Genomic DNA, 22,142 nt, shown 5'->3' with positions numbered 1-22,142 from the left:
GAAGAGAACTAGGCGGGATGACAGATTTCAAAAAAATTGATTTCGCAAGCGTGCCAGGAGGCGCGTTTGCCGCCTGCGAGCGGCTGCCTAACTCACCTGGCGTTTATGCTTTCTTCTCGCCTCCACCAGTACTGCCGACCAGCGATGCTGACGAATTTATGGGGGCTTTGAACACACTAATAGAGCAAAGGGCCTCGCCCTCGCTCAGCGCTCGCGCCGGATCCCTCCACCAACTCACTTTGGATAATTTCTCGCAGCTGTCTGATCACAAGCAAGAGAAGTTGCGGGAGTACGCTGAAGATCCTCGATTCAGAGAGGAGTTGGCTATCATCGTTTCGCGATGCCTTCCGCTGAAGGCACCATTGTACGTCGGGCAGACCACTGTTCTCCAATCAAGAATCAAGCAGCATCTGTCACCATCGTCGAATCTAGCGGTTCGACTCAGATCTACCGGCTTATCAGTCGACCGCTGCTTCGTGGCGTACAGACTCATGCCAGACATTGAGATCTTCAAGAAGGCAGATGTTCTTACACTCACGGAGGAAGTCGTGACCAGAATTCTTCGCCCGGGTTTTGTTTCAAGAATTGGTTAAAGAGGAAAAGACGATGGACGGATTCGACGTTCCGGGCTCTCAGAGCCCTCACTATACTGAAGCATGGCCAATTCTATCGGGGACGATGAACCTCTCTGGGAGTGAGATACCTTTCTATCAGGCAATGATTCCGCTCAAGAGTGTAGTTGATCAGTTAGATCTTGTAGAGAACCTGCCTTCGGATTTGAGAGCTAATTGGCGTCTCGAGGAATTGTTCCAACGTGAGATTGACTGGGAGCGGGTCCGGGAAGATCTTGTAAAAGGCTACCTGAAGCGACCGAACAAACTAAAATTCTTTAGTACACTCACGGTGGCCTTGTTGCCGCTTGATGATGAGGGGATGTTGGCGCCTAAGTACGGTGATGTGGTGTCGCCGCCTGTTCCTCTCGATTGGGCGAAGGCTCCCGTTTGGGAAACAAGAAGTATCGGTAGTGTTGAAATCGTTGCCCATGCATCGCTGCCCAACGGTGCACTTCGTTGGGATCCGAAGCGGATCTTCGCTGCGACAATCGACGGACAGCATCGACTTGCAGCTCTCAAGACCCTTGTCAAAGACGGGCATCTTCCGAGCAAGACCTTTGACAGTCGGTTGTCAGTGATGTTCTTAGTTTTGGACCCTCGTGCAGGTTTCGTACTGGCTCAAGGACAGGCAGGTGAGGACGACAATCCAATTCTGACAGTCGTCCGTGAAATATTCATTGATCTGAATATGCACTCCAAGACGGTCGCACGAGCAAGGCAGATACTCTTGTCTGACCAGGATATTGAGGCCCGTTGCCTGCGTGAACTAATCGCTACCAGAGTTGGAGTGGAGGAGGAGGGTCGTCTTCCTCTAGGCTTAATACACTGGCAAGGGAATGAGTCAGCTAAGTTCAACATCGCGGAAAGGACTGCTCCTTTCATCACCACGGTTGAGCTACTCTATGCTATCATCAAGGACCTACTCGATTTGAAGCGACCGAAAGATCCACTCGATCCAGAGCAGGTCCGCAAGTTCGTTTCCACAATTGAGTCTTCGGTATCGCTCGACGCTTTTTTGAAAGAGAAGAGTGCTAAGTATCAGTTGAAGTCTCTGGCTTCTTACGTTGAAGAACATCATCTTAAGAAGGACTTTGAGACTTCGTTTGTAAACCCATCAGCACCTTATGTGCGCGCCATAGCTGATAGCTTCTCAGCGCTGTGGCGTCCGGTTCTCCTGGACGTGCTTACCAAGTTTCGCCCGTATGCCGACTTTATCATCGAGGTAGAAAAGCGCGGTGGCATCAAGGGAGACATTGCTCACTATATGGTTCAGCCACCGGCTGCGCAGAAGCAGTTGCGCGCCCAGTGGGGTGAAGACACGCCTGTTAAGGTCGACGGGCCGCTGGCTGAACTCCACAAGATGAAGAGCTCGGATTGGGCCTTTTACGCTGTATTTCAGAAAGCCCTGTTTAGGGCAACGAAGGTCGCGCTCCAGCAATATAGCGTAATCCCAGGTTACACTCAGCAGCCGTTCAACGTAGCTTGGACTAGTTTCCTGAATGACATTGATGGGCGTGGCGGCTTCAAGGTGAAGGAGAAGCTAGGAGATAATCCGCTCTGGGCAGGCGTCGGTCTCAGCCCAATTGGTAACACAATAACCTGGTCGGAAGCTGCAGTGCAGCGGATCAGTTCTCTGATAACACTATGGTGGTACTTCTATTCCAATGATCTCAGTGCGCCGAGTCAGTTCATTAAGAAGGTAGCGGCGTCCCAAGGGGCTGAACGCTTCCCAGCAGCCAAGGGGCTGCTGGGAAGCCTCCGTAAGGGCGTTGAAGGGTTGGTGAGAGCTCATGATCCCGAGGTCTCTGAAGCGAAGCTCAAGAAGCGGGTTGATGAGCGGCTGAATGAATTGATGGCTTTTGCGCGGAGCGTGACTGCGAAGGAGTCCAACGACAAGGCGCTGGACTCTATATCAGACGAAGCTGCCGCACCTATTGCATTAGTGGTCGGCGGCGACACTGGTGATGAGAGTGACCAAAGCGAGACGCTTACGATGCCGAACAGCGAATGATGGCTTGCGGTGTAGACGATGCAACGCTGGCGCTTATCCGCTTCTTTGTAGAAACCATCAGGGCGTTGCTCGTCAGGCCCAGGTGGCCCTTCTGTTCGCAACGCTCAGGTGCGTCGAACTATCGGTCTCTTCCGCTCACGTACTTTGCCGTAGCATAGGCTTCTCGGACGAGCCCTCGACGGCCTCGAATCAGTTTGTTGGGCGATTTGCCGCAAGGCGATCAAGCGCCAGTTGCGAGCCCGGTACGTGGACTCATAGTTCTTGCGTCTGACGAGTATGCTTCCAGGTCGCGTGCAAGACGCTCAGCTGTGGTGAACCGTGCCAAGCTCGATCATAATGGAAAGGGCGGCGCTTGAGAGTTTCTAACTCAAGCGCCTGCTCCTAAGTCCTGCTGAATACGTTCCTTATGGTAAGAGTCTGCAAAGACGCTGCCTATCAAAGCAACTTATGCCGCAGCAACATTGGAGCGATCCGTCGCGCGATGTTTTCCCCAACGTTGGCTGCTGGCTTGAACCCGTCAACAGTGGGGCGTCCTGCTTCAGCCAACAAGTGTGCAATGTTCTGCCATCGCAGGGTGACCGATGCGGCGGTCCGAGCGCGAAGCGGCCCTTCCTGTAACCTTCGGATCGTCGCCGCCTTGTTGTAGGGGACACCCTGATCCTGCCATCTGAGCATCTCTGCATAGCTTGCGACTGCCGCTTGGAGTTCTGCATCGGACCAGCCGACCCCGGGCGCGGTGGTTGAGTGCTTCGTCACGCTAGGCGAGGCAACTGACCTAACATCCGGAGCACTCTCCTGTATCTTCGCGAGTATGGCGATGATCGAGTCCAGGTATGCGGACACATGTTTCTCGTTCGTCGCGCTGCGTAGATCTTCTGGAATTAGCCTGGAGTAATCTTCCAAGGTCGCAACACCCTCCTCGAGCAGCGACTGCAGCATTGCTCGCCGGAGAATGCCGAACGAAGGAGGGACGCCAGGAAAGGCAGGTTTGATTTCATCGTCCCGGAGTCGGACAAGGATTTGCCGGGCTTCTCCAGGACTGACATTCGTTTGGGGTACAAAGGCAGCTGCTCGGGCACGCGCGGCAAGGATGGGGTCAGCAGACGCTTCCGGTTGCCCGTCAAGTTCTGCGTCGGGGTGAGCTCCCTCTCCGAAGTGCTCGACGTTGAGCGGCGCTTCGGCAGTGCTCTCACTCGGCAGCTCGATGACAGATGCGTCTGCCCCTTGGATTGACTGGACCTCCGTTCCTTCTAATGGCTCAGGTGCTTTGTCCGCCTGCGATAAACTCGTAGGCCGCGGCTCCTCTGCAAACCCTGACTGAAGTGCTCGGAGTGCTGTTCGATCGTGCTTAAGAAGGCGGATCCAGATCGGACCAGTTCTGGTGGTCGACACCGCTAGCGGAGATGACAGCCAAGCGACTTCTTCGAAGTGCCACAGGCTGTAGCTTTCTTCGCCTTCTTTGGTGGCGTCACTCAATGTCGCCGTGCCGACAATGGTTCGGGCGCTCTCATGGAACAAGGCAATGCGGGCTCGAAGTTTCGTGCCAGTTCGACGGCGCAGTGGGCTACGGTAGTGCGCCTGGAGCTGCGAAACCTCACCGTCGTCGAGCACCACCGCATGAGAGATCGTCGCAAGTTCGATCATTGTCCCCCCAGCCAGCTGATGTCACTGGTTTGCGCAGCTTTATCAGACACTAAGATGGCCCAGCAAGCAGCGCCATCTATCGTCATTCGTTTGAAGTACATCCTTCCGTCTCGGCCGCGGCCGGTGCTGAAGTGCACTTCCAACCAACCGTCCGCAGTGTGGACACGCTTACCACGAAGCGAAGTCGGATCGTGGCTAAGCGCCCTGAGCTTGCTGTATAGGTCACGTCGGTCTTCGACCTCCGTAATGACGAATTCTGCCGAGCCACGTAGGAGACGGACATCTGGCAACAGAACACGCAGGGTCGTCTCCAGCTCTTCAAGGCTGCGCTGGCGAGTGCGCCGGTTTAGGGCAGGAGCATTCTGAGGCGCGAGTTTGAGTTCTTCGAGGCGCGCCGTAAGCTCTCTCAGCTCTGCCTGGTGGCGCTGCAGCTCGTCGTCCGCGAGAGCCCACCTTGCGAGAGCGTCATCTCGTTCGCTCTCCAGTTCCTCGAGTAACCTCGGAAGGTGAGGATCTGCATCGCTCGTTGATGAGGTGGTCGGTGACAGTGCCGCCGAAACACTCGCGCGCAGGAAGGCTACTTCCGTTTGAAGGTGCCGCTCACGATCTTTTGCCTGACTCGCAAACTCGCGATTGGCCGCGCCCTGTGCGTCGGCGTTGGCGAGAGCTTCGGCTAGCTGCCGTTCAGCTTCTGCCTGCCGGCGAAGCAGCGCCTCTAAGAGGCGCTGGGTTCGCGTTAGTTGATCAGCCAGTGGCAGGTGAAGCTTCGGCTCGTCTGCCTCGCTCACGCCTGCCAGAATCTGATCTATTTCCCACTTTCTAAATGTCTCCTCGATGGCCGCAGGTAATCGGATGAACCAGTCGTGGAGCCTGCCAAACGCATCTTCGCGGAAGGACGGGCCCCAATGTTCAATTTCAATCCGCGCGGACTGAAGGGCAGTGACGACCCGATCCAGGTATTCCGCGCTTCCATTCAAAAGCAGATATGAGCGAGAGGAAAGCTCCTCGAGGTGCCACTTCCTCGCGCGAGCAGAGGGGAGTTCGGGCGGCTCAAGACAGATCGGCGCCTCCGATGGATAGCACCACGTCGTCTCCAAGTTGATTTCGGCAGGACCGCTCAACGGGTATACTAGCCCCATGTACTCGGCGCCAATTCGGCCGTCGGGCAGCCGGCGTAACAGCCGCTCGATGGTGTCGATCAGCTCTCCTCCACGCTCAACCTGAATTTGTAAGGGCGTCAGCAAGGCCGTGTCTCTTAAATTGCAGATAAAAGAAGCTTCTTAACAGTTTGGTCTGTCAACAGTAGCTTAGGGCGGCAGAAAGAGGGGGCCATGTTCGAATCGCTATCGTGGATCATGTGGCCGTTCGAGATGGCCATCAAAGGGCTGTTCGGTTTCCCACCAACGCCGCTCATCCTCTCGGCGCTGATCGGCTACATTGCTTGGAAGTCATACAAGACGGCTTCCGCTAGGCTAGCCGAGTTCGAAAGCTCCCTCGAGCAGCTTGCCTCAAGCATGAGAGCGATCAAGGACCCGACGCAGTTTGCCGCGACAGTAGAGAAGCTGAATGAACGTTTCTCCGAAGATCCGTTCGTCGGCGATGCTTGGACTGCGTACTCCGCCGAGCTGTACGTGGATGAGAGCAGCGGGACACTGAAGAGCCCGCTACATCCGTCCGACTACTTCAACGAGCGCCTCTACCGCCGCGGCAAGGTCAACTTGCGCGCCTTTGAAGCGATGCCGAACATTCTTGTTGGCCTGGGTCTCTTGGCTACGTTCCTCGGACTGGTCGCAGCTTTGCTCATCGCACGCGACGGCATCACTCAGGACCTCAACGAGTCAAAGGCAGCCCTTCGGCAGCTCCTGGGGGCGTCAGCCGCTAAGTTCCTTACGTCAGTTGCAGCACTTGGCTCCTCGATCGTCTTCGCGCGAGCCATGAACAATCGCATGTCGGTTGCTGAAGAGAAGATCGAAGAGATCAACCACTGCCTGGAACGCCGCGTTCGGTTTGTGACTGCAGAGCGGCTGGCCGAAGACGCAAATTACCAACTGGTTCAGCAGACTTCTCAACTTGAGCGGTTCAATCAAGACTTTGCCGTCAGCATTGCCGAAGCGATAGATTCGCGAATGAAGGTGACGTTCGGCGCGGCACTTACGCCGGTCCGCGACGAGATCGAAGGAATGGCGAAGCGGCTCGGCGACATTAACCAAGATGCACTAGAGAGAATGGTCGATCGGTTTTCAACCGAGTTGAGCGGCGCTGCCCAGGAGCACACAACCCGTCTTGCGCAAATGCTGGAGATAGCCGCCAATTCGATCGGGGAGATACCAGCCAAGATTGAGGCGGCGGGTGAGCAGTTTCGAGAGCACATGTCGGCTGGAGCAACAGAGATCCAGAACAGCTTTGGCGCCGCTAGTGAGAACATGGATGAAGTGCTTCAGCAATCTTCCGACAAGGTTGCAGCATCGCTCCGAGCCGTGGCTACAGAGATCGAAGGCACCGGGACGGTTGTTCGCGAACAGGTTGTTGCAGGTGTGACTGCCTCGACGGGTGCTCTCGGCAAGGCTGCCGCAGAGCTCCGCGAAACGATGGCAGCTGGCGCTATTGAAATCTCGAGTGCCATGATCGCGGCAGTCGACAACCTTGACGCCGGCATAAGCCGAGCGGGAGCGAGCTTGAGCCAGTCGCTACAGGGAGCTGCCGATCGCGTCGAGGCAAGTGCTGAGGCACTTTCGCTTATTTCAGACCGCAGCGGCGCACTGGCCCAGCAGTTCGAGCAAGCGCTTTCTGGGGCCAAAGAGCTCGCCGGAGCAATGTCCACCTTGACGCAGCAGGTCTCTGAGGCAGGTGAGGCGGCGGAGAGTTTGGGAGACCTGGCGGAGCAGATGACGTCTGTGGCTGACAAACTCGAGTCCGCCGCGACGAGCGTCGCTGAAGTAGCGCAGCAAACCGGAGCCATGAGCGAGCGGACTGCAGCCTTCCTAGATGGTCTTGGCACACGTGTAGACAGCATCAACCGGGACCTTTCGACACTCAACAATGCGCTTGCGTCGACGCTCGAAAAGACTTTCGAGGGCCTGGGCCAGTTTGGTGAGCGTACGACTGGATTTGTGCGCTCTGTCGATAAGGATCTCGCTGAGGCGGTCAGCCGGCTGAGCGGCGCGATTCAGCAGCTGGATGAAGTACTCGACGACTTACCCAAGCGAGGTGACTTCAAGGCTTTCAACGAAGCAGTCCTGCGCATCGCTGTGCCCCGCGACCCGATCGCCGCCGAGTGAGAAAATAGCAGATGGCACGGCGCATCCGCCTACCGTTCCGAGGGTCCAAGGCCGAGGACAGCTATTTCGTCTCCTTGAACGATCTGCTGATCGGCATGCTGTTCGTGTTCATCATTCTCCTGATGATCTTCGCTCTCTCTTACCAAAGCGCCGAGGCTCAGCTGAAGTCCGAGATTGGTCGCCTCCAGGATGAACTGGAGGGAAGAGAGACGGTGCGCTCCAGTCTCCTTAGGCGCCTTGAGGGGGAACTGAAGGCGGCCGGCTTACCGGACGTGTCTGCAGATCCTGAGCAGGGCGTCCTCCATCTGCCCGAGTCCGCTCTCTTTGCCTCGGGGTCGGCTGACTTGGGTGCGGGCGGCCAAGCTGCGCTTACGCGACTGGCCGGCATCCTCGCGCGAGACCTGCCGTGTTACGGGTTAGGTGGTCAGAAGACGAAGAAGGATTGCCCCGAGGGGAGCGAGTCCATCCTAGAAGCGGTTTACGTCGAAGGTCACACCGACAATGTGCCAATCGCAACGGCCGCGTTCAGGAACAACTGGGAGCTCTCGTCCGCAAGAGCAATTCGCACCTACCAATTCATGGTTGCGGCGGCGCCACCACTCGAGGGCATTCGTAATGCGTCCGGAGCTGCCACTTTGTTTGGTGTCAGCGCGTACGCTGACCGTAGACCACGAAGCGCAAAGTCAAATGCTTCGGAAGTTGGCCGCAGAGCCAATCGCCGAATAGATCTTCGCTTTCTTCTTTCTCCGCCAACTCGCAGCGACTTCCAGCGGGCAACAGCAAACATCACTCGTTCCGTGGCGAAGTGATGACCGGCCGGTTCACTAAGGCCATCGAGGGCCTGAAGGGGTGTGCTGCAATAGCCGTCGACCTACCGAGGCACGTCATAGCCGATACTCAGATGTCCGCTGTTCGAGAGCGGCTTGAGAACCTGTTCGAACTGCCAGTTGCTCCGGGCGAAGAAGAGCTGCGCCGGCTCCTCCGCCTATTTATAGCTTGGTGCGAGAAGAAGGGCAGGGCACCCTCCGACGACGAATGGAGCCTCGCTCCTTGGATTGCGCTGCAAGGAACTCCCGCTCTGATTACCCGAGAGCCTTTCGGCCGGCACTTGGAGGAGCGATTGGAGCTGGAGCGTTCTCCGCGCCTGTTGCGAGCACTCATCTACAGCTACATTCGCGATTATCGCCCGGGTAACCCTGAAGCGGCTCGTGCTGGCGACCTGATCTCTCGTAATCTCACTCGACACACGAGCCCGGTGGCTATTCGGTGGCGCGAACGGACTAGCACCGTCCGACTTTTCGAGGCGGTTGGTGCACATCGAAGGATCTTTACCGCCGCCCTGAACAACGGTGGCAACGTGAAGAGCCTGATGCGGGAGCTCGGCTTTACGACGGAGCTTGTAACCCGCTCCGGATTTCACCAGCCCGTCGCTGAGGTAGTCGCTACGAGCCTAGTGGCAGAGCTGACGAGGAATCCTGAGTTTCCGGTCGAAGCAGTACAACAAGCTCTTTCATTTCTGCGGATGGGCTCAGAGCTGACGTTCCCTGGGCTACGTGTGCAGATCGCTGACACTTTTCTTTCGCCGTTTGCGCACAAGGAGTTGAGGAATCTGCCCGCAAGAGCCGCTCTCATGCAGTTCTTCGATGAGATCTATGGAGACCCTCGAAGCCACAAAAAGCAATGGGTAGGGGTGAGTCAGGAAGCGAGGAAGACCATAACGAGATGGCTCTCTCGCAAGGCCCTCGATCTATTTTTTGACATCCTTAGCGCCACGGCCGACCCGATCTGGAGGTGGCGGCGAGCGTTCTGGTTAGCACTTGAGAGACACGGAGCCATCGACGAAGCATGGCCAGTTTTCGGCATGGAAGCACGCCATTTCCTCGTTCGTCATCCCGAGAAAAAAGCAAAGGTTGTAGCTTCCGGACGACTGCAAGGTGCAGGACGACGGCAATCAGTTATGCTCATGAGGATCGGCAAATTTGTTGTCGCTGAATGGAGTCACGCAGGTTCAGCAAGGGTCTGGGCCGAAGACGATGAGCGCGCGCCTCAGCTTCAAGAGCCCTACTATTCAGCTCAGGAACTCCGAGAAGATTGCCTCTACGATCAGCGGCATGACTCGACGATGGCATACCGCTGGCAGCGTGAGTTGATGGACTTTCTGGCGCCTCGCATCGGAGTTCGGGTCAGCGTCGCGGAGATGCGGCCGTGAGTGAGACCTTGCTTCTCGAATGGTTTTCGAAGGACGAGTGGGTCGTCTTCACCGGGCGGGTGGGAGAGGTCGGCGTCCGTGTGGAGGAGTGGCCTCGCATCTGCTCACCGCAGAAGGCGTCAGCAGTCGCGAAGCTTTGGCAGCTCGTCGAAGACGAGTTGGCGCTGAGTGAGGAAAATGAACTTCATCTTCCTCCGTCCGAGGCAGCAAAACTGAGCCCTGCAGTGCGCTCGGCACTGGATTTGCCGCAGGCACCACCAGTAACACTTTTCATTCAGCACAAAGGGACGCTCGAACAGGACAACTTCCGGGTCGATTATCGGTGGGACCACGTCTCAGGACGGCGGATCATCAATCCAACGCGCGTCGGCGCCCTCTTGAAGGTCGGCACACGGCGCTACCTCCTTCCCGAGGAGCTATTCGAGATTGTTGCCGCCATGGACGCCTTCAATCAGACGCCGGCATCAGATCCAGATGCTAGAACGGAGGCCTGGCTGTCTGTCCAGCGCTTCCTCCCACAAGCGGGTGAGGGCGGGGAGGTCGATGCAAGCCGATATCTCCGAGAAGTCCGAGTTGCACACGCAGGTGCGTTCTCTCTGCTGCCGTATGAGCAGGACGGGGATCTGCAGTTCGATCCGGTCTTGTTCGCTTCATCAAGGGAGAGGCCATACGAGGATACCGGTGAGTTTGAGCTAGACAGCGCCGGAGAACCTGAGCCCCTTCTATCTAGCTACCTCCAACATGCGTTTGCGCGCGATCGCTTCCAGCGCTTCAATGAGGCTCGAAACCGCTATCCTATGCCTGGCGGTGTTCTGCTGCTGATATCTCCGCCACTCCGGAAAGCGCTCGACATTACGCGAAAAGCGCAGCGAGCGGGCAGTGAGGTCGCGCGAGAGTTCATCAAGAACCCCCGAGCCTACCTTAAAGAAGCGCTTGGAGATGAACTCGACGAGCATCTTATTGAAAGCCTCTTTAAGGAGACGAAGGAGTTCTCAGAGCGAGTTCAGGCCATCGGCCTATGGGAGAAGAAGGTCCTCCCTTGGGTCCAGGTCGCAAGCGAAGATTGGCTGCCTCCCGAGGCAGTCGGCCTGATCGTCGATGGGGCTCCACTGAGGCTACCAGCGGATCGGCTCGAAGATCTTAGCAGGCAGATCGAAAGAGCAATCGCAGAAGGCAAACCGGACGTCGAATTCGACGGTGTTCGCATACCTGCAACTAATCAGGCCTTGGCAGCTCTGGCAGAGATCGGGCGGGCCTCCTCTCCGATTGGTGACCCGGTTGAGGAAGACGAGAGATCGAAGAAGCAGGAGCGCGAGCCTGGAGCCGAGCCGCACGTTCTCTTGGTAAGAAACAACTTCGAGAGCGTTATCTTCAATAGCGATCCGCATCGACGAGACCCGCACCTCTCAAGGCAGCTACATAAAGATCTGCTCAGGTCAGAGCCGAAGCCACACCAGGTCGATGGTTTGAAATGGCTCCAGGACTGCTGGCAAGCAGGCTGGACTGGCGCACTCCTTGCTGACGACATGGGTCTCGGTAAGACATACCAAACATTGAGCTTTCTCGCATGGCTGAAAGCCGCCATGCGAGCAGGGCACATCAGTCCCGCGCCTATACTAATTGTTGCACCAACCGGACTTCTGAAGAACTGGGAAAAAGAGCACGATATTCACCTGAAGGTTCCGGGAATTGGCACCCAAATTCGTGCTTACGGGCCCGATCTTCGCGACTTGCGGCAGAGCTCGGGATCTGAGCTTGAACTGGCCCAGCCACTCCTCGACGTCGACCGCATCGAGGCGGCAGATTGGGTGCTGACAACCTACGAGACCCTTCGCGACTACCAGCACAGCTTCGGTCGGATCGCCTTCTGCGCGATCGTGTTTGATGAAGTGCAGAAGGTTAAAACACCCGGCACCCAGGTGACTGACGCAGCCAAGGCCATGCAGGCAGAATTTATCTTGGCTTTGACCGGAACGCCGATCGAGAACCGTCTTGCCGATCTGTGGTGCATCATGGACACGCTACACCCCGGCGCGCTGGGAGGGCTCAAGGACTTTAGTCACCGTTACGAAGCTGCACCGGTTGCAGAAGACCTAAAGCGCCTCAAGGATGTACTGACGTTGCCAGGTCCGCAGAGACCGCCTGTAATGCTCCGTCGAATGAAAGACGAGGTCCTTGGGGCACTGCCATCCAAGTCCGAAAAGACTATCGAGTTGCGAATGCCTGACATGCAGGCCAATGCATACGCAGCCGTGATCGAGGCTGCTCGGCAGCGCCAAGATCGTGGCAAGATGCTCGAGGCACTGCAGGCTATGCGCCGCGTCTCCTTAGCTCCGGTTGAGCGCGGCGTCGTGTCGACAGACGACGATTACATCGGATCCTCTGCTCGGTTGCAGGGCTTGGTCCAGGTGCTGGATGAGATCCATTCGCGCGGTGAGAAGGCGCTAGTTTTCGTAGAGTTCAGAGACGCGCAAAGTGACCTCGCCGGTGTTCTGCAGCGACGGTACAATTTGCCGAGAGCACCGATGATCGTGTCAGGGAATGTGTCTGGCCCCAAGCGGCAGGAGAGGGTGGACGCATTCCAAGCACAGGCTGATGGTTTTGACGTAATGATCCTCTCTCCAAAAGCTGGAGGGGTGGGCCTGACGTTAACCGCTGCGAATAACGTGGTGCATCTAACGCGCTGGTGGAATCCGGCCGTCGAGGATCAGAGCACAGACCGCTGTTATCGAATTGGACAATCGAAGCCGGTCACCGTCTACTATCCGATGGCGCTGCTGCCCGGAGGCGAAGACCATAGCTTCGATCGGCGCTTGCACTCTCTTCTAATGCGCAAACGAGAATTGAGTAGGGAGATGTTGATGCCGCCCGCCCTAACGGACGAGGATGCAAGGCAGCTGTTTGAAGAGACAATAGCCTAGACTTTGTTTTGGAACCTTCGCTTGTGAGCGCCGAGGCGCCATTTATAGTGACTAAGACCGAGCTGCAGATGCACGGGTGGGTTGGTGCATGGGTCAGCCTCAGACGGGTTTCGCAATTAGCCGGGTTATGGCCTTGGGCAGCAGGACCCTCGAACGAACTCTCCTGGAGGGGGAAAACGCACTCGCAGTCTCCTGAGGATATACGCGTGTCGCTGCGTGCACTGAATCTTAAATGGCCTGCTGCTCTAGAAGTGAGCGGTGGGGAACTGACGATCTCGCCGCAGACTGGTTAGGGCTGGTAAGAGCCATCTTGTGTGGCGTTAAGTGTCGAGGTGGCAGGTGCCTAAATCGATCCGGTTGAACGAAGAACAGCTGCTTGCGCTTGATTCGATTAAGTCATTCCTGTGCGACGACAATCTCGATCTTTTCGTTCTTCGCGGCAGCGCTGGTACCGGCAAGACCACTTTGGTGGCCGACGTCGTCGCTGCAATCACGGAAGCGCGGCTTTCATGCGTGCTACTCGCACCCACCGGGCGCGCTGCGCGGATTCTTGGATCCAAGGTTTCGCAAGCTCTGGGTGCCGACGCGACGCCGGCCTCGAAGACAATCCATTCAGAGATATACACGATCAATCGTGTGGATGTTTTCGAAGAGGCGAACACAGCGAATGATCCTGGACTCAGGATCATTCACCCCTTGAGAGAGGACGAACCCTCAGTTTCCATCTTCATCGTAGATGAGTGTTCGATGGTGGGTGACCGCACCAGCAAGGGTGATTTTGTTCAGTTTGGCTCAGGTCGGCTCCTGAACGACTTGCTGACCTATGCCAGGGTAGGGCGGTCCGGCCGACCTCAAGAAAGCATCACGAAACTGTTGTTTGTCGGGGATCCCGCGCAGTTGCCTCCAGTCGGTGAGACCAACTCGCCCGCACTTTCGGACGATTACCTTCGAACTGAGTTCGGTCTTAGGGTCGTGTCTTCCGATCTCGCGACCGTCATGCGTCAGGCAGAAGGGAGCGCCATCCTTGATCGGGCCACCGAGTTGCGTGATGCGATTGGGATTGGCAACTTCAACCGCTTTTCGCTTCAGCCGAACGACCGTGACATTCAGAAGATCGACGCTGCACGCGCCGTGCAGATGATCCTGGGTGGCCTGGCGGGAGCGGGGACGTGTGTCGCTGTCACTTACTCGAACTCGATGGCTCTCACGTATAACCAGAATGTTCGAGAGCGGCGCTGGGGAAGTGCGGAGCTTCCCATGCAGGTCGGAGACACCCTGCTCGTCAACCGCAATTCACGAAGTAGTCTCAAGAACGGTGATCTTGTAAGAGTCTTGGACTTGGCTTCCGAAGCTGAGGTCGTACCAATCGGGCTGAGTGGTGGACACTGTGTCGAATTACGCTACCGTGACCTAGTTGTCGCGTTCAGAGCAGCCGATGGTACCGTAATCAGGCTTCCTGTCAGGGCGCTTGAAAATCTTCTCGCTTCCCCGAACCGCGAGCTCAGCCCACTCGAGCAACGCGCCTTGCTCGTGCATTTCCGCCAGCGGCACCCGGATTTGAAACCGCGTACGGCTGAGTTCAAGAACGTGCTGATGGACGACCCGTACTTCAATGCTGTGCAGGTTAAGTACGGCTACGCGATGACGTGCCATAAGGCGCAAGGCGGCGAGTGGGATCGGGTGATCGTCGACTTCAATGGCTTCAGCGGTCGCCGGAACGAAACATTCTTCCGTTGGGCATACACGGCGATCACTCGGGGTTCATCGATGCTGGCGGTGGTAAACCCGCCTGAGTTCACCCCGTTCGATCTCCAGTGGCAGGGCGTTGCCAGCGAGATCGCTTCAACGGAAGCAGCAGGTGATGCGATGAGTGATCCCGACTGGGATCGCTTCTCATTCTCGACAGCAACTGCTGCGTTGATGTCCACTCACCGCCAGCTTCGTGACCTCTGGAGTGCAAAGGCAATCAAGATATCGCTGCTCCAGCACCTCCCATACTGCGAGCGCTACACGCTTTTTCGTGAAGGGCGGCAGGCCACTATACAGTACCACTACAATGGGCGGTTTGAGGTAGGTCGGGCGGCCCAAGGTCCAGGCTCGCTCACAGACCCACATCTTCTCGATGATGTGCTCGCCGCCTTTGCCACACTTACCAACGATCGGCCGGCCCCAGCCCTCGAACCTTTCCTTTTAGAGTTCCTGGACCGACTGGATACGGCTCTCGCAGAAAGTTCGATTCAGCGAACAGACGTCCGCCCGATGCCTCATCGGCTCAGAGTTGGCTTCGCAGACCCATGTCGTAAGGGTGCAATCGACTTCACCTACAAGGCATCCTCGACCTGGACGTCGGCACAAGAGGTTGGTGGACCCGGACGCAGCGGCGGCCTGTACGAGGAAGTCCAGCGCTTGATGGCTTCGGTCAGCAGGGCGAGTTGATGGGCTCACGCGAGATCTTCGCGTTACGACGGGGGGGCAAGGCGCCGGAAGCGCTCGAACTCGCGCGGACGGAGTATTCTGATCATAGCAGCGACGTCTGGTTCCTCCGAGCTTACGGATGGGTGCTCTATGACGTTGCCAACAAGGCTGTCGCAGCGTTCGAGAGCAAGAGCATCTCAGCAGTAACCCTTGCCCGGCAGCTAAGCCCGTGCCTGCAAGAGTTTGCCAAGTTTGGTGACGCTCTGCGAGGGGACGGGACTTTCAGCCAGATGGTTCGGCTAGCCACAAAGGTTTCGAAGGATTTGCCTGACTTCCTGGCGTTCGCCCGCTGGGCTGGAGTCGACAGTTTTTCCGAAGACGACAGAACACCCTTTGTAAATCGGGAGGGTAAGACCCTCGACAGCCTTGAGCGCAGATTCATGCGAGCAATCTGCCGTGAGGCCGTCAGTCTGGCAGGCGAATCACACCCCGCTAATCAGCTTGTCGGCTGGGGTCTCGGCATGCTTGAGAGAGCGCTTGAAGGCCAGCCTGGTGACCAGTGGCTGAATTATTACCAGAGTAAGCTGCATCTTTCACGAGGTGAGGCGGAACTCGCCGTGAGGCGACTGGCTCCTGTCCTTCGCCGGCAGCCTAGAGCTGCTTGGACTTGGGCACTACTCGGCGAGATACTCGAAGGGACGCGTCCTTCGGATGCGCTCACCTGCTTCGGTTTTGCGACGCAGCTCGCTCGAGAAGAGGTGGAAGTAGCGAAGACGCGTATACGTCTCGCGCGACATCTAGCCGCTTGCGGTCGATACGCGGAAAGTGCTCACCAGGTTTGGCTTGCGCTCGATTACCGCGAACGCAAGGGCTTTAGAGTACCCGACGAGCTCTCCCGGCTTCTCTCCAGCGACTGGTACCGGCAGGCTCAAGGGAGCAGTAGCGGTCCAAACCTTCCTGACCAGTCGGGCGCAGCACGAGCTCTACTCAAAGAGCTTGATCAAAAAAGCCTGACCTACACCACGGGTGTTATCGACCACATCAACTTAGCGCGTTCCCTCAGCTACGTGGCGACAAGTCTGCAAGACGGCATCGCGCTGACACACCGACAATTTCCAGATGTTGCAGCCTTGGTGCCCGGCACTGTTGTCGAGGTTGGGCGCGTTGAATCAGATGGTCGCGCTCTCGACTGGCGCATCTCTCAGCTTAAGGAGATCGCTGGCCTATGCGAGGTTCGGTCAGGGCGTCTGACGCGTCCCTTGGATAGGGATTTCGCATTTGTTGGAGCCAATGGCGATCGCGTTTTTGTGCCACCCCCATTGGCCAGAGATTTCGCGCCGGGTGAAGCTTCTGAGGTCCGGTGCGTCGCAATCAGACGCGCCGATCACAATGGTAGAGTCGGTTGGCGCGCGGTTAGCTTCTTCCCAGACGAGCCTGCTTCAGCCGGGCTGCGAGAAGCCCCTTCGGATGCGGAGAGTCTGAGACACTTTCATACGGCGGAGCCCTGAGTGAACATCTTCCAGTAGCGCAGACCTCACCGCGACGCTGGCCTTTGCTCCAGATCCCGAGCAACGGTCCACTTAGTTCATTTGGATCGAGTAGCTCTTAGATTCCGAAGGCCTTGAGAAGAGCGTCAACGGCGCCCTCCAACCCTTTCCGATGCTTACCCGAGCTAGGTCTTCCACTTGGAGCCTCCTCCAAGATGAGAAGCCCTCCGCTTCTTTCGGCGCGATCTTTCAGGAGCTCGTCGCGTCCGAAGAAGTAGGGCCAGAATGTCTCATTGCGGGCGGTGCTGTACACAACCGCAGTGGAAAACCCGACGAATTGTCGCTGCGGGAAGAGCCGGCCTTTCTCGGCAACTTCCAAGCGGACGCCGCGTCCGCCTTTGACCACGATGGAGGCTGGCCCGTGGAAAGCCAGATAGCGGAATTGGAACGTTAGCCAGGCATGGAGAGACGTGAGGCGCCAATGACTGGTGATCCTCAGCGGTTGATTGGTGTTTTGCACAACTGCAACGATGGCCCGCGGCTGCAGCACGCAGGCCGCATCGTGCGGCATGTCCAGGATAGCCACCTCTGCGAATGGATCGTCGACGGCTGAAATGCTTGCGCTCAGACCCTCTCCGCGCATCTGCGTAAGGAAAGTCAGCTTGCTTGCGGTGCTGGTGAGGAGAAAGCGCCAACTAAGGAACGCTCTGGTCTTCTTCTGCCCCGCAGTCGAGCTTGATTGCAGAAAGCCCTGACGAACGAGGAGCTCTTCCGAAGGGCCTAGCAAGATCGAGACGGTCACTGCCGAGGGCTTCGCCGTGATTCCTCTGTCGGCCTCCGCCTTTGAAGGAAGTCGAATTGGCGGTCCTCGTTGGGCCAGCGGCGCCAGCACGAAGTAGAATACAATGCGGACAGCGAAAGGCATGAGAATGATTGCAAGCAGGGCAATCACGGCTCTCAGGGCGATGTCCCGGATGGTCTGCTGAGCAAGATCTTTCGAGCTGTCGCTGATCACTCCGACGGACCATCTGTCGGCAAGCTCCAAGTGCTGCTGGGCCTGCCGGTATGCCGCTCGAGCTTTCATTCCGGTGTTCCGTGCCGTTTCGCTTTTACGCCACTGAGCACATTCCCTTCGCTGAGCCGCGTCTAGGTTTGCCCTTTCCCCCTCAAGTGTGTTCCTGATGATTTTGTCGAGGGGGTTGCGTTTGTCGAACTCCGCTAATCTCGTCTTGGCAAAGGAACATTCCTCTTTCTCCTTCGCAATCCATTGCTGCGATGGAACGACCTGCACTCGCCTGAAGGTTGCCTCGCGGGCGGTAAGTAGGGTCTTGGCTTCAGCGGCTCTCTTGGCCAGTTTTAGTGCGCGGATCTCCTGACGGAGCGCCGATATGCGAAGGTCTAGCTCGCCCCTGGCCAGAATCTTCGAAGGTCGAATAGACGCAAGAAAGCCTTGGCCCTTGAGACGCTCAGCTTTTGCTTCCTGCAATTCACGCTGGGCTGCGGTAAGCCGGAACTGAAGCTGCTCACTACCACCCGCCTTGAAGGTCTTGGCTGTTTGCTCAAGCCTGTTCTGAGTTGCTGCGCGGGAACTCGCCAAGCTCCTTTTTACGTCCGCTAAAGACATGATTTCTTGGCGGAGTTGCGTGGGGGCGAGCGCAGCACGGATGACAGGCCCGACGAAAGTAAAAGCGGCGATACCCAAGAAAAGCAGCACAAAGAGCAGTGATTTGCTGGCAAGCCACCTTAGCAAAGCTGACATTCGGACCTCAGGTTTGCGGTGCTTGGGAGCTCACTACCTTCAAGCTGCTCCTGATCGTTCGTGCAAGCGCAATAATCTTCACAATCAAGCAGATAGACTTTTCTCACGCGGGCTGGCGAACACAAGTCGGCTGGGCGCCGGTGGCGCTGCCCCGGCCAGCCGCCGCAAGGCCATGGCCCGCCTGACTTCCTTTTACGGTTCGCCTGCGTCAAATGCGCTCGGATGCGCTAACTGGCTTTCGATCAGGTCGAGATAGAAGCCCTTATTGCAACGGCTAAGATGGCTCGGATGGTAGGTGCGGAACGATAAAGGCGGCAAACCGTCGCAGATAAGTCTGCCCAGCTGTTCGCGAGGAATGTCGGGCGACAGCGGTTCGAAGCGGACGCCTGGGCAAGTTTCCTTGATGAGATGATCGCGGTGTGGGCCGGTCATGAATAGGCATATGGTCGGGGCGAGGATGGCCAGTTCGTCGCGGAGCAACTTATGCGTGCCGCTGTTCGCAATATAAGCGCGCATTTCGGGAGGGCCGTCATCGATCGCGCCGCCCTTCCATGAAGTGCGGTCGAGGTTGGTGGTGCAGGCGGCGCCATGCGCGGCGAAGCGCCTATACTGCCTCCAAAATGGGCTGCGATGATTAAGTGGTTGGTGCTGGGCGAAATCGAAGAGGCGATAGCCAGCCATAAGGGCATCAACCGAGTCAGGAGCGGTGATAAAGTCGAGCCACGATTCAATCGATGAATGCGGCCAAATCTGCGTGCCGTAATCGTATTCATCTAAACTTCGCTGTGACCAGGACCAGCCCATTTGCTCTTGTCCGACGTAGACCACTCTCGACGAAGCCTGCTCATACCCGTCGGGTACACAGACGAGGTCAGGTGGCGACAGCTGGGCCACCATCGGATCATCACCGCGAAGGCCGCATTTCCAGTCGGCGTATAGCGCACGAAGGCGGGCATTGATGGTCATTGGCCATGTACCGGCAGTGCGTTCGACGAGTCCGCCGCAGCCATAAAGCTCCCTTCGGCCGTGTCGCTAACCCCGCCGCCGCGAGCGAAGATACGGTAGCGGCTGGGATGCGGCATGGCGATGATGCGCTTGCCGTCGGGCGAGTCATAGACGTCGATCATCTGCCGGCCCCACCCAGTCGGTAGGCGGGAAATGTATCTCGCGCTCATAGTTTGGGCCAGGTAGCGGGCGGGGAGCTTGCCCATCGTAACGAAGAGCGTGGCGGGCGAAACGCTCAGCACCCAGCGCCATAGGTCGCGGGCAAACTCGACCGACTCTTCCGAATTGGCTAACTTGCTAAAAGTGGGCGACCGGAACGGCACGAATTGAGCGCACAGGGGGTCTTGGGGATTAAGCTGAAGTAGACGATGCCATTCCTTGACCTGCTTCTGGAGCGGATTATCACTCCGACCGTCTGCGCCCCACTTCTCATCATAATAGGCGTTGACCCCATCGCTGTTCCACAACAGACCGAAGGCACTGTTGTCGCCCTCGCCACCACCGCCGGGATTGAGGCCGACGATCGCGACGCGGGCCGTGCGTAAGCGCTCCTCAGGCGTCGCCATAAATGACCAGCCCCAACGATGGCCGAGCTTTTGATAAGCGCGATCGATATCGTCTTTCGTAAACTCGTCGGCGGCGCTCATACGCTGTCGCATACTCATCAAAACCCCGCCCGCACACCGTGCCCGCGATCAGCCGCCGCCTGTTCAAGCCAACGGCAGATCGTCAAGGCATCCCCGACCTCAAGAAGCTTGGCACGCCGGGCCAACTGGGCAAAGTCGCCGGGGGTTAAGGGGCCGATGGCGTCAAGACGAGCCGGCGCCTCACCTCCGAAAGTGGCCATGAACATGGCGCGCACCTGCTCGGTCGTCATCGGCTTGAATTCGACCGCCAACGAAAAACGGCGCGCCGTTGCGTTGTCGAGGATTCCGGCCCGGTTGGTTGTGGCGATGAAGCGGGTTCTGCCGCCGTCCATCTGGCGGAGCATCTCATTTACCATCGAGCTTTCCCATGAATGCTGCACCATCTCCCGGTTCAACATGAAATCGTCGGCTTCGTCGATCAGCAAGATCGCATCGCCCTCCAGTGCTTCTTCGAACGCCGAGGCGATCAACTGCTCAGTCTGCCCTACATAAGGGCCGAGCAATTCCGAGCCGTTGCGGATGATTAGATCACGGCCCGACCGATCCGAGATGAACCGCGCGAAAGCGCTTTTGCCGGTGCCAGGCACGCCATGAAGCAGCAGCGACCAAGGATCGTTACTGGCAGCCAAGCGCTCGCTGAGGCGCAGAAGGTCATAGTCGGCGCGACTGAGCAATGGATCGAATGCCTTGGGCTCACTCCGATGCGATTGTGCGTGCCGACCTGATGCGCGGGCAAGATCGTTAGCGATCCGCAGGGTCCGGTTATCGTCGGCGCCAACCCGGCGAGAGGTGCGGAAGGCGCTGTCGAGGATGGCCGGGCTGGTCTTCAGCGCGGCGAAATCCTTGACCAGCCTGTCGCTCGGCCGGTGCCGTTTGCGCGACAACACGCGCCGGGCGATCCGCGCCTGCGCCGCCTCCGAGGGCGTGGTGAATCGCAGCGCGAAGTCCATCCGACGGATTACAGGCTCGCCTAGTGCGCACAGCGAGTTGACGATCCAGACGTGGACGCCTTCGCCGTCCTCGACCATCCGGTTGAGCCACAGTTTCGATGACGACTGCATCCCCTGCGGCACGAACAGATCCTCGGCCTCGTCGATCACCAGGATTGCCCGGCTCTCGCCGACCGAGAGCCCGCGGCATAACCGAAGGTGGGCCAGCCGCTCATGACGCGAAGGCTCGTCCCCTTCTTCGTCGGCATTGCCGACCTCGACGGCCGGGACGCCTGCCTTCGCGGCGAGCAGCCGTGCCAGCTCCGTTTTGCCGGTTCCAGGCACCCCGTAGAACAGGATGTTGGCCCGTGCCCCGGTCGCAACAGCATCGCGAAACAGCGCAAGGGCATCGTCTACGGGTTCGGACAGGTGGGCGAAGTCTTCCATCGTCAGCGTAGGCGGCGCGGCCATTGGCAGCAGCACGGCGCGCATCCGGGCGAGCGATGATGCGTTGGTCTGAAGGAAGCGCTTGATCCGGTTGGGCAGGGCAAACTCGTAGCTGTCCTGTTCCTCCAGTAGACCGATCCGGACAAGACGTCCGCCCGGATCGATAATCCGCCTCAGCCTAGCAACGTCCATCCCCATCGCCAGGCTCATCGCATGCGGGTCGATGCCGTCGTGCCTGTTGTTGAAGGGGAACAGGAAATCCCGAAAGACCCGATATTCCGGAAGGAGGATGTAGCGGGCGAGGAACCCGAAGACCTCGCGCTCATCATCGTTCAGACTGACCAGATCGCCTAGGAAGGCGATCCGGCGATCGAGACCGACGAGTCGGCTGGCCTTCCTGGCCGGTAGGTTCTGGCGCATTGCTTCAAGAGTAGCCCGGCGCAGATCGATCGACTGTCGCTCGAACTTGTTCGGATCTAAATCGATCGGCGCGCCAAGCAGCTCCAAGGTTTCGACGAGGCAGTCGAAGGTGGCCTTCAATCGCGCGGCGCTGGAGCCGCGAGCGGCTAATACTCGCGAGCAGGCTGCATTGACCATTGCGCCAACCCGGGCGGTCTCGCGCCGATCGCTGGACAGGATCGGCGGTTCGACGCGCCGCCGCCGGCGTCGGCGGCGGGTATCGCTTTGGGCACGGGGTAGGGGGGCAATTTCTTCTTCCATTACACGAATCTGGACTCGCCATCCGACAGATCCGGACGCATGCTTGGGCGAAGGAG

The 22,142-nt window shown here is 58.0% G+C and carries 14 protein-coding genes; 8 read left to right on the top strand and 6 right to left on the bottom strand.

Annotated elements, in window-relative coordinates; all coding sequences use genetic code 11:
• Window positions 1-17: 17 nt before the first annotated feature.
• Both ABD727_RS09410 and ABD727_RS09405 read left to right on the top strand, forming a co-directional pair.
• Window positions 18-593: a hypothetical protein gene (locus tag ABD727_RS09410; protein ID WP_344707151.1), complete on the top strand. Its 576-nt coding sequence runs from the start codon at window positions 18-20 to the stop codon at window positions 591-593.
• Window positions 594-606: 13 nt separating this feature from the next.
• Window positions 607-2,625: a DNA sulfur modification protein DndB gene (locus ABD727_RS09405; protein ID WP_344707150.1), complete on the top strand. Its 2,019-nt coding sequence runs from the start codon at window positions 607-609 to the stop codon at window positions 2,623-2,625.
• 435 nt (window positions 2,626-3,060) lie between these two features.
• Here the strand turns inward: ABD727_RS09405 and ABD727_RS09400 are convergent, their stop codons facing one another.
• Both ABD727_RS09400 and ABD727_RS09395 read right to left on the bottom strand, forming a co-directional pair.
• Window positions 3,061-4,269, bottom strand: a complete 1,209-nt coding sequence (locus ABD727_RS09400; protein WP_344707149.1) for a hypothetical protein — start codon at window positions 4,267-4,269, stop codon at window positions 3,061-3,063.
• Window positions 4,266-5,513 (bottom strand): coiled-coil domain-containing protein, encoded by a 1,248-nt coding sequence (locus ABD727_RS09395; protein WP_344707148.1) that lies wholly within the window; start codon window positions 5,511-5,513, stop codon window positions 4,266-4,268. Before ABD727_RS09395 ends, ABD727_RS09400 begins: the two co-directional genes overlap by 4 nt.
• An 87-nt stretch (window positions 5,514-5,600) precedes the next feature.
• Between ABD727_RS09395 and zorA the strand changes: the two genes are divergently transcribed.
• The 6 genes from zorA (at window position 5,601) to ABD727_RS09365 (ending at window position 16,600) form a co-directional block, all read left to right on the top strand.
• On the top strand, window positions 5,601-7,547 hold the full coding sequence (zorA, locus tag ABD727_RS09390; RefSeq protein WP_344707147.1) for an anti-phage ZorAB system protein ZorA: 1,947 nt from the start codon (window positions 5,601-5,603) through the stop codon (window positions 7,545-7,547).
• Between the two features lie 11 nt (window positions 7,548-7,558).
• Window positions 7,559-8,356: an OmpA/MotB family protein gene (locus ABD727_RS09385; RefSeq protein ID WP_344707146.1), complete on the top strand. Its 798-nt coding sequence runs from the start codon at window positions 7,559-7,561 to the stop codon at window positions 8,354-8,356.
• Entirely contained in the window at window positions 8,356-9,756 is a 1,401-nt protein-coding gene (locus ABD727_RS09380; RefSeq protein ID WP_344707145.1) for an EH signature domain-containing protein, read from the top strand. Before ABD727_RS09385 ends, ABD727_RS09380 begins: the two co-directional genes overlap by 1 nt.
• The gene (locus tag ABD727_RS09375) at window positions 9,753-12,677 is read left to right on the top strand and encodes a DEAD/DEAH box helicase (RefSeq protein WP_344707144.1); all 2,925 of its coding nucleotides are present in this window, start codon (window positions 9,753-9,755) and stop codon (window positions 12,675-12,677) included. Before ABD727_RS09380 ends, ABD727_RS09375 begins: the two co-directional genes overlap by 4 nt.
• Before the next feature lie 339 nt (window positions 12,678-13,016).
• A complete protein-coding gene (locus tag ABD727_RS09370) occupies window positions 13,017-15,113 on the top strand; it encodes an ATP-dependent DNA helicase (protein WP_344707143.1) in 2,097 nt (698 codons plus the stop codon).
• A complete protein-coding gene (locus ABD727_RS09365) occupies window positions 15,113-16,600 on the top strand; it encodes a DUF7017 domain-containing protein (protein ID WP_344707142.1) in 1,488 nt (495 codons plus the stop codon). The genes ABD727_RS09370 and ABD727_RS09365 overlap by 1 nt, the downstream gene beginning before the upstream one ends.
• Window positions 16,601-16,697: 97 nt before the next feature.
• Here the strand turns inward: ABD727_RS09365 and ABD727_RS09360 are convergent, their stop codons facing one another.
• From ABD727_RS09360 to ABD727_RS09345, 4 genes are all read right to left on the bottom strand, one after another.
• Window positions 16,698-18,281, bottom strand: coding sequence for a hypothetical protein (locus ABD727_RS09360; RefSeq protein ID WP_344707141.1), 1,584 nt, complete (start codon window positions 18,279-18,281; stop codon window positions 16,698-16,700).
• A 249-nt stretch (window positions 18,282-18,530) separates the two neighbouring features.
• Window positions 18,531-19,304, bottom strand: a complete 774-nt coding sequence (locus ABD727_RS09355) for a hypothetical protein (RefSeq protein ID WP_344707140.1) — start codon at window positions 19,302-19,304, stop codon at window positions 18,531-18,533.
• A complete protein-coding gene (locus ABD727_RS09350) occupies window positions 19,301-19,990 on the bottom strand; it encodes a hypothetical protein (protein ID WP_344707139.1) in 690 nt (229 codons plus the stop codon). Before ABD727_RS09350 ends, ABD727_RS09355 begins: the two co-directional genes overlap by 4 nt.
• Before the next feature lie 17 nt (window positions 19,991-20,007).
• The gene (locus tag ABD727_RS09345; RefSeq protein WP_344707138.1) at window positions 20,008-22,086 is read right to left on the bottom strand and encodes an AAA family ATPase; all 2,079 of its coding nucleotides are present in this window, start codon (window positions 22,084-22,086) and stop codon (window positions 20,008-20,010) included.
• Window positions 22,087-22,142: the final 56 nt, after the last annotated feature.

Source organism: Sphingomonas swuensis, from assembly GCF_039538045.1.
GTDB classification, from domain to species: domain Bacteria; phylum Pseudomonadota; class Alphaproteobacteria; order Sphingomonadales; family Sphingomonadaceae; genus Sphingomicrobium; species Sphingomicrobium swuense.
Note: the sequence above shows the minus strand (reverse complement) of the source record. Positions and strands in the feature narration are given on the sequence as shown.

Excerpts from the sequence above, each read along its gene's own strand:
- ABD727_RS09410 (WP_344707151.1), top strand. The coding sequence starts at position 18 with ATGACAGATTTCAAAAAAATTGATTTCGCAAGCGTGCCAGGAGGCGCG.
- ABD727_RS09405 (WP_344707150.1), top strand. The coding sequence starts at position 607 with ATGGACGGATTCGACGTTCCGGGCTCTCAGAGCCCTCACTATACTGAA.
- ABD727_RS09400 (WP_344707149.1), bottom strand. The coding sequence starts at position 4,269 with ATGATCGAACTTGCGACGATCTCTCATGCGGTGGTGCTCGACGACGGT.
- zorA (WP_344707147.1), top strand. The coding sequence starts at position 5,601 with ATGTTCGAATCGCTATCGTGGATCATGTGGCCGTTCGAGATGGCCATC.
- ABD727_RS09385 (WP_344707146.1), top strand. The coding sequence starts at position 7,559 with ATGGCACGGCGCATCCGCCTACCGTTCCGAGGGTCCAAGGCCGAGGAC.
- ABD727_RS09380 (WP_344707145.1), top strand. The coding sequence starts at position 8,356 with ATGACCGGCCGGTTCACTAAGGCCATCGAGGGCCTGAAGGGGTGTGCT.
- ABD727_RS09365 (WP_344707142.1), top strand. The coding sequence starts at position 15,113 with ATGGGCTCACGCGAGATCTTCGCGTTACGACGGGGGGGCAAGGCGCCG.
- ABD727_RS09355 (WP_344707140.1), bottom strand. The coding sequence starts at position 19,304 with ATGACCATCAATGCCCGCCTTCGTGCGCTATACGCCGACTGGAAATGC.
- ABD727_RS09350 (WP_344707139.1), bottom strand. The coding sequence starts at position 19,990 with ATGAGCGCCGCCGACGAGTTTACGAAAGACGATATCGATCGCGCTTAT.
- ABD727_RS09345 (WP_344707138.1), bottom strand. The coding sequence starts at position 22,086 with ATGGAAGAAGAAATTGCCCCCCTACCCCGTGCCCAAAGCGATACCCGC.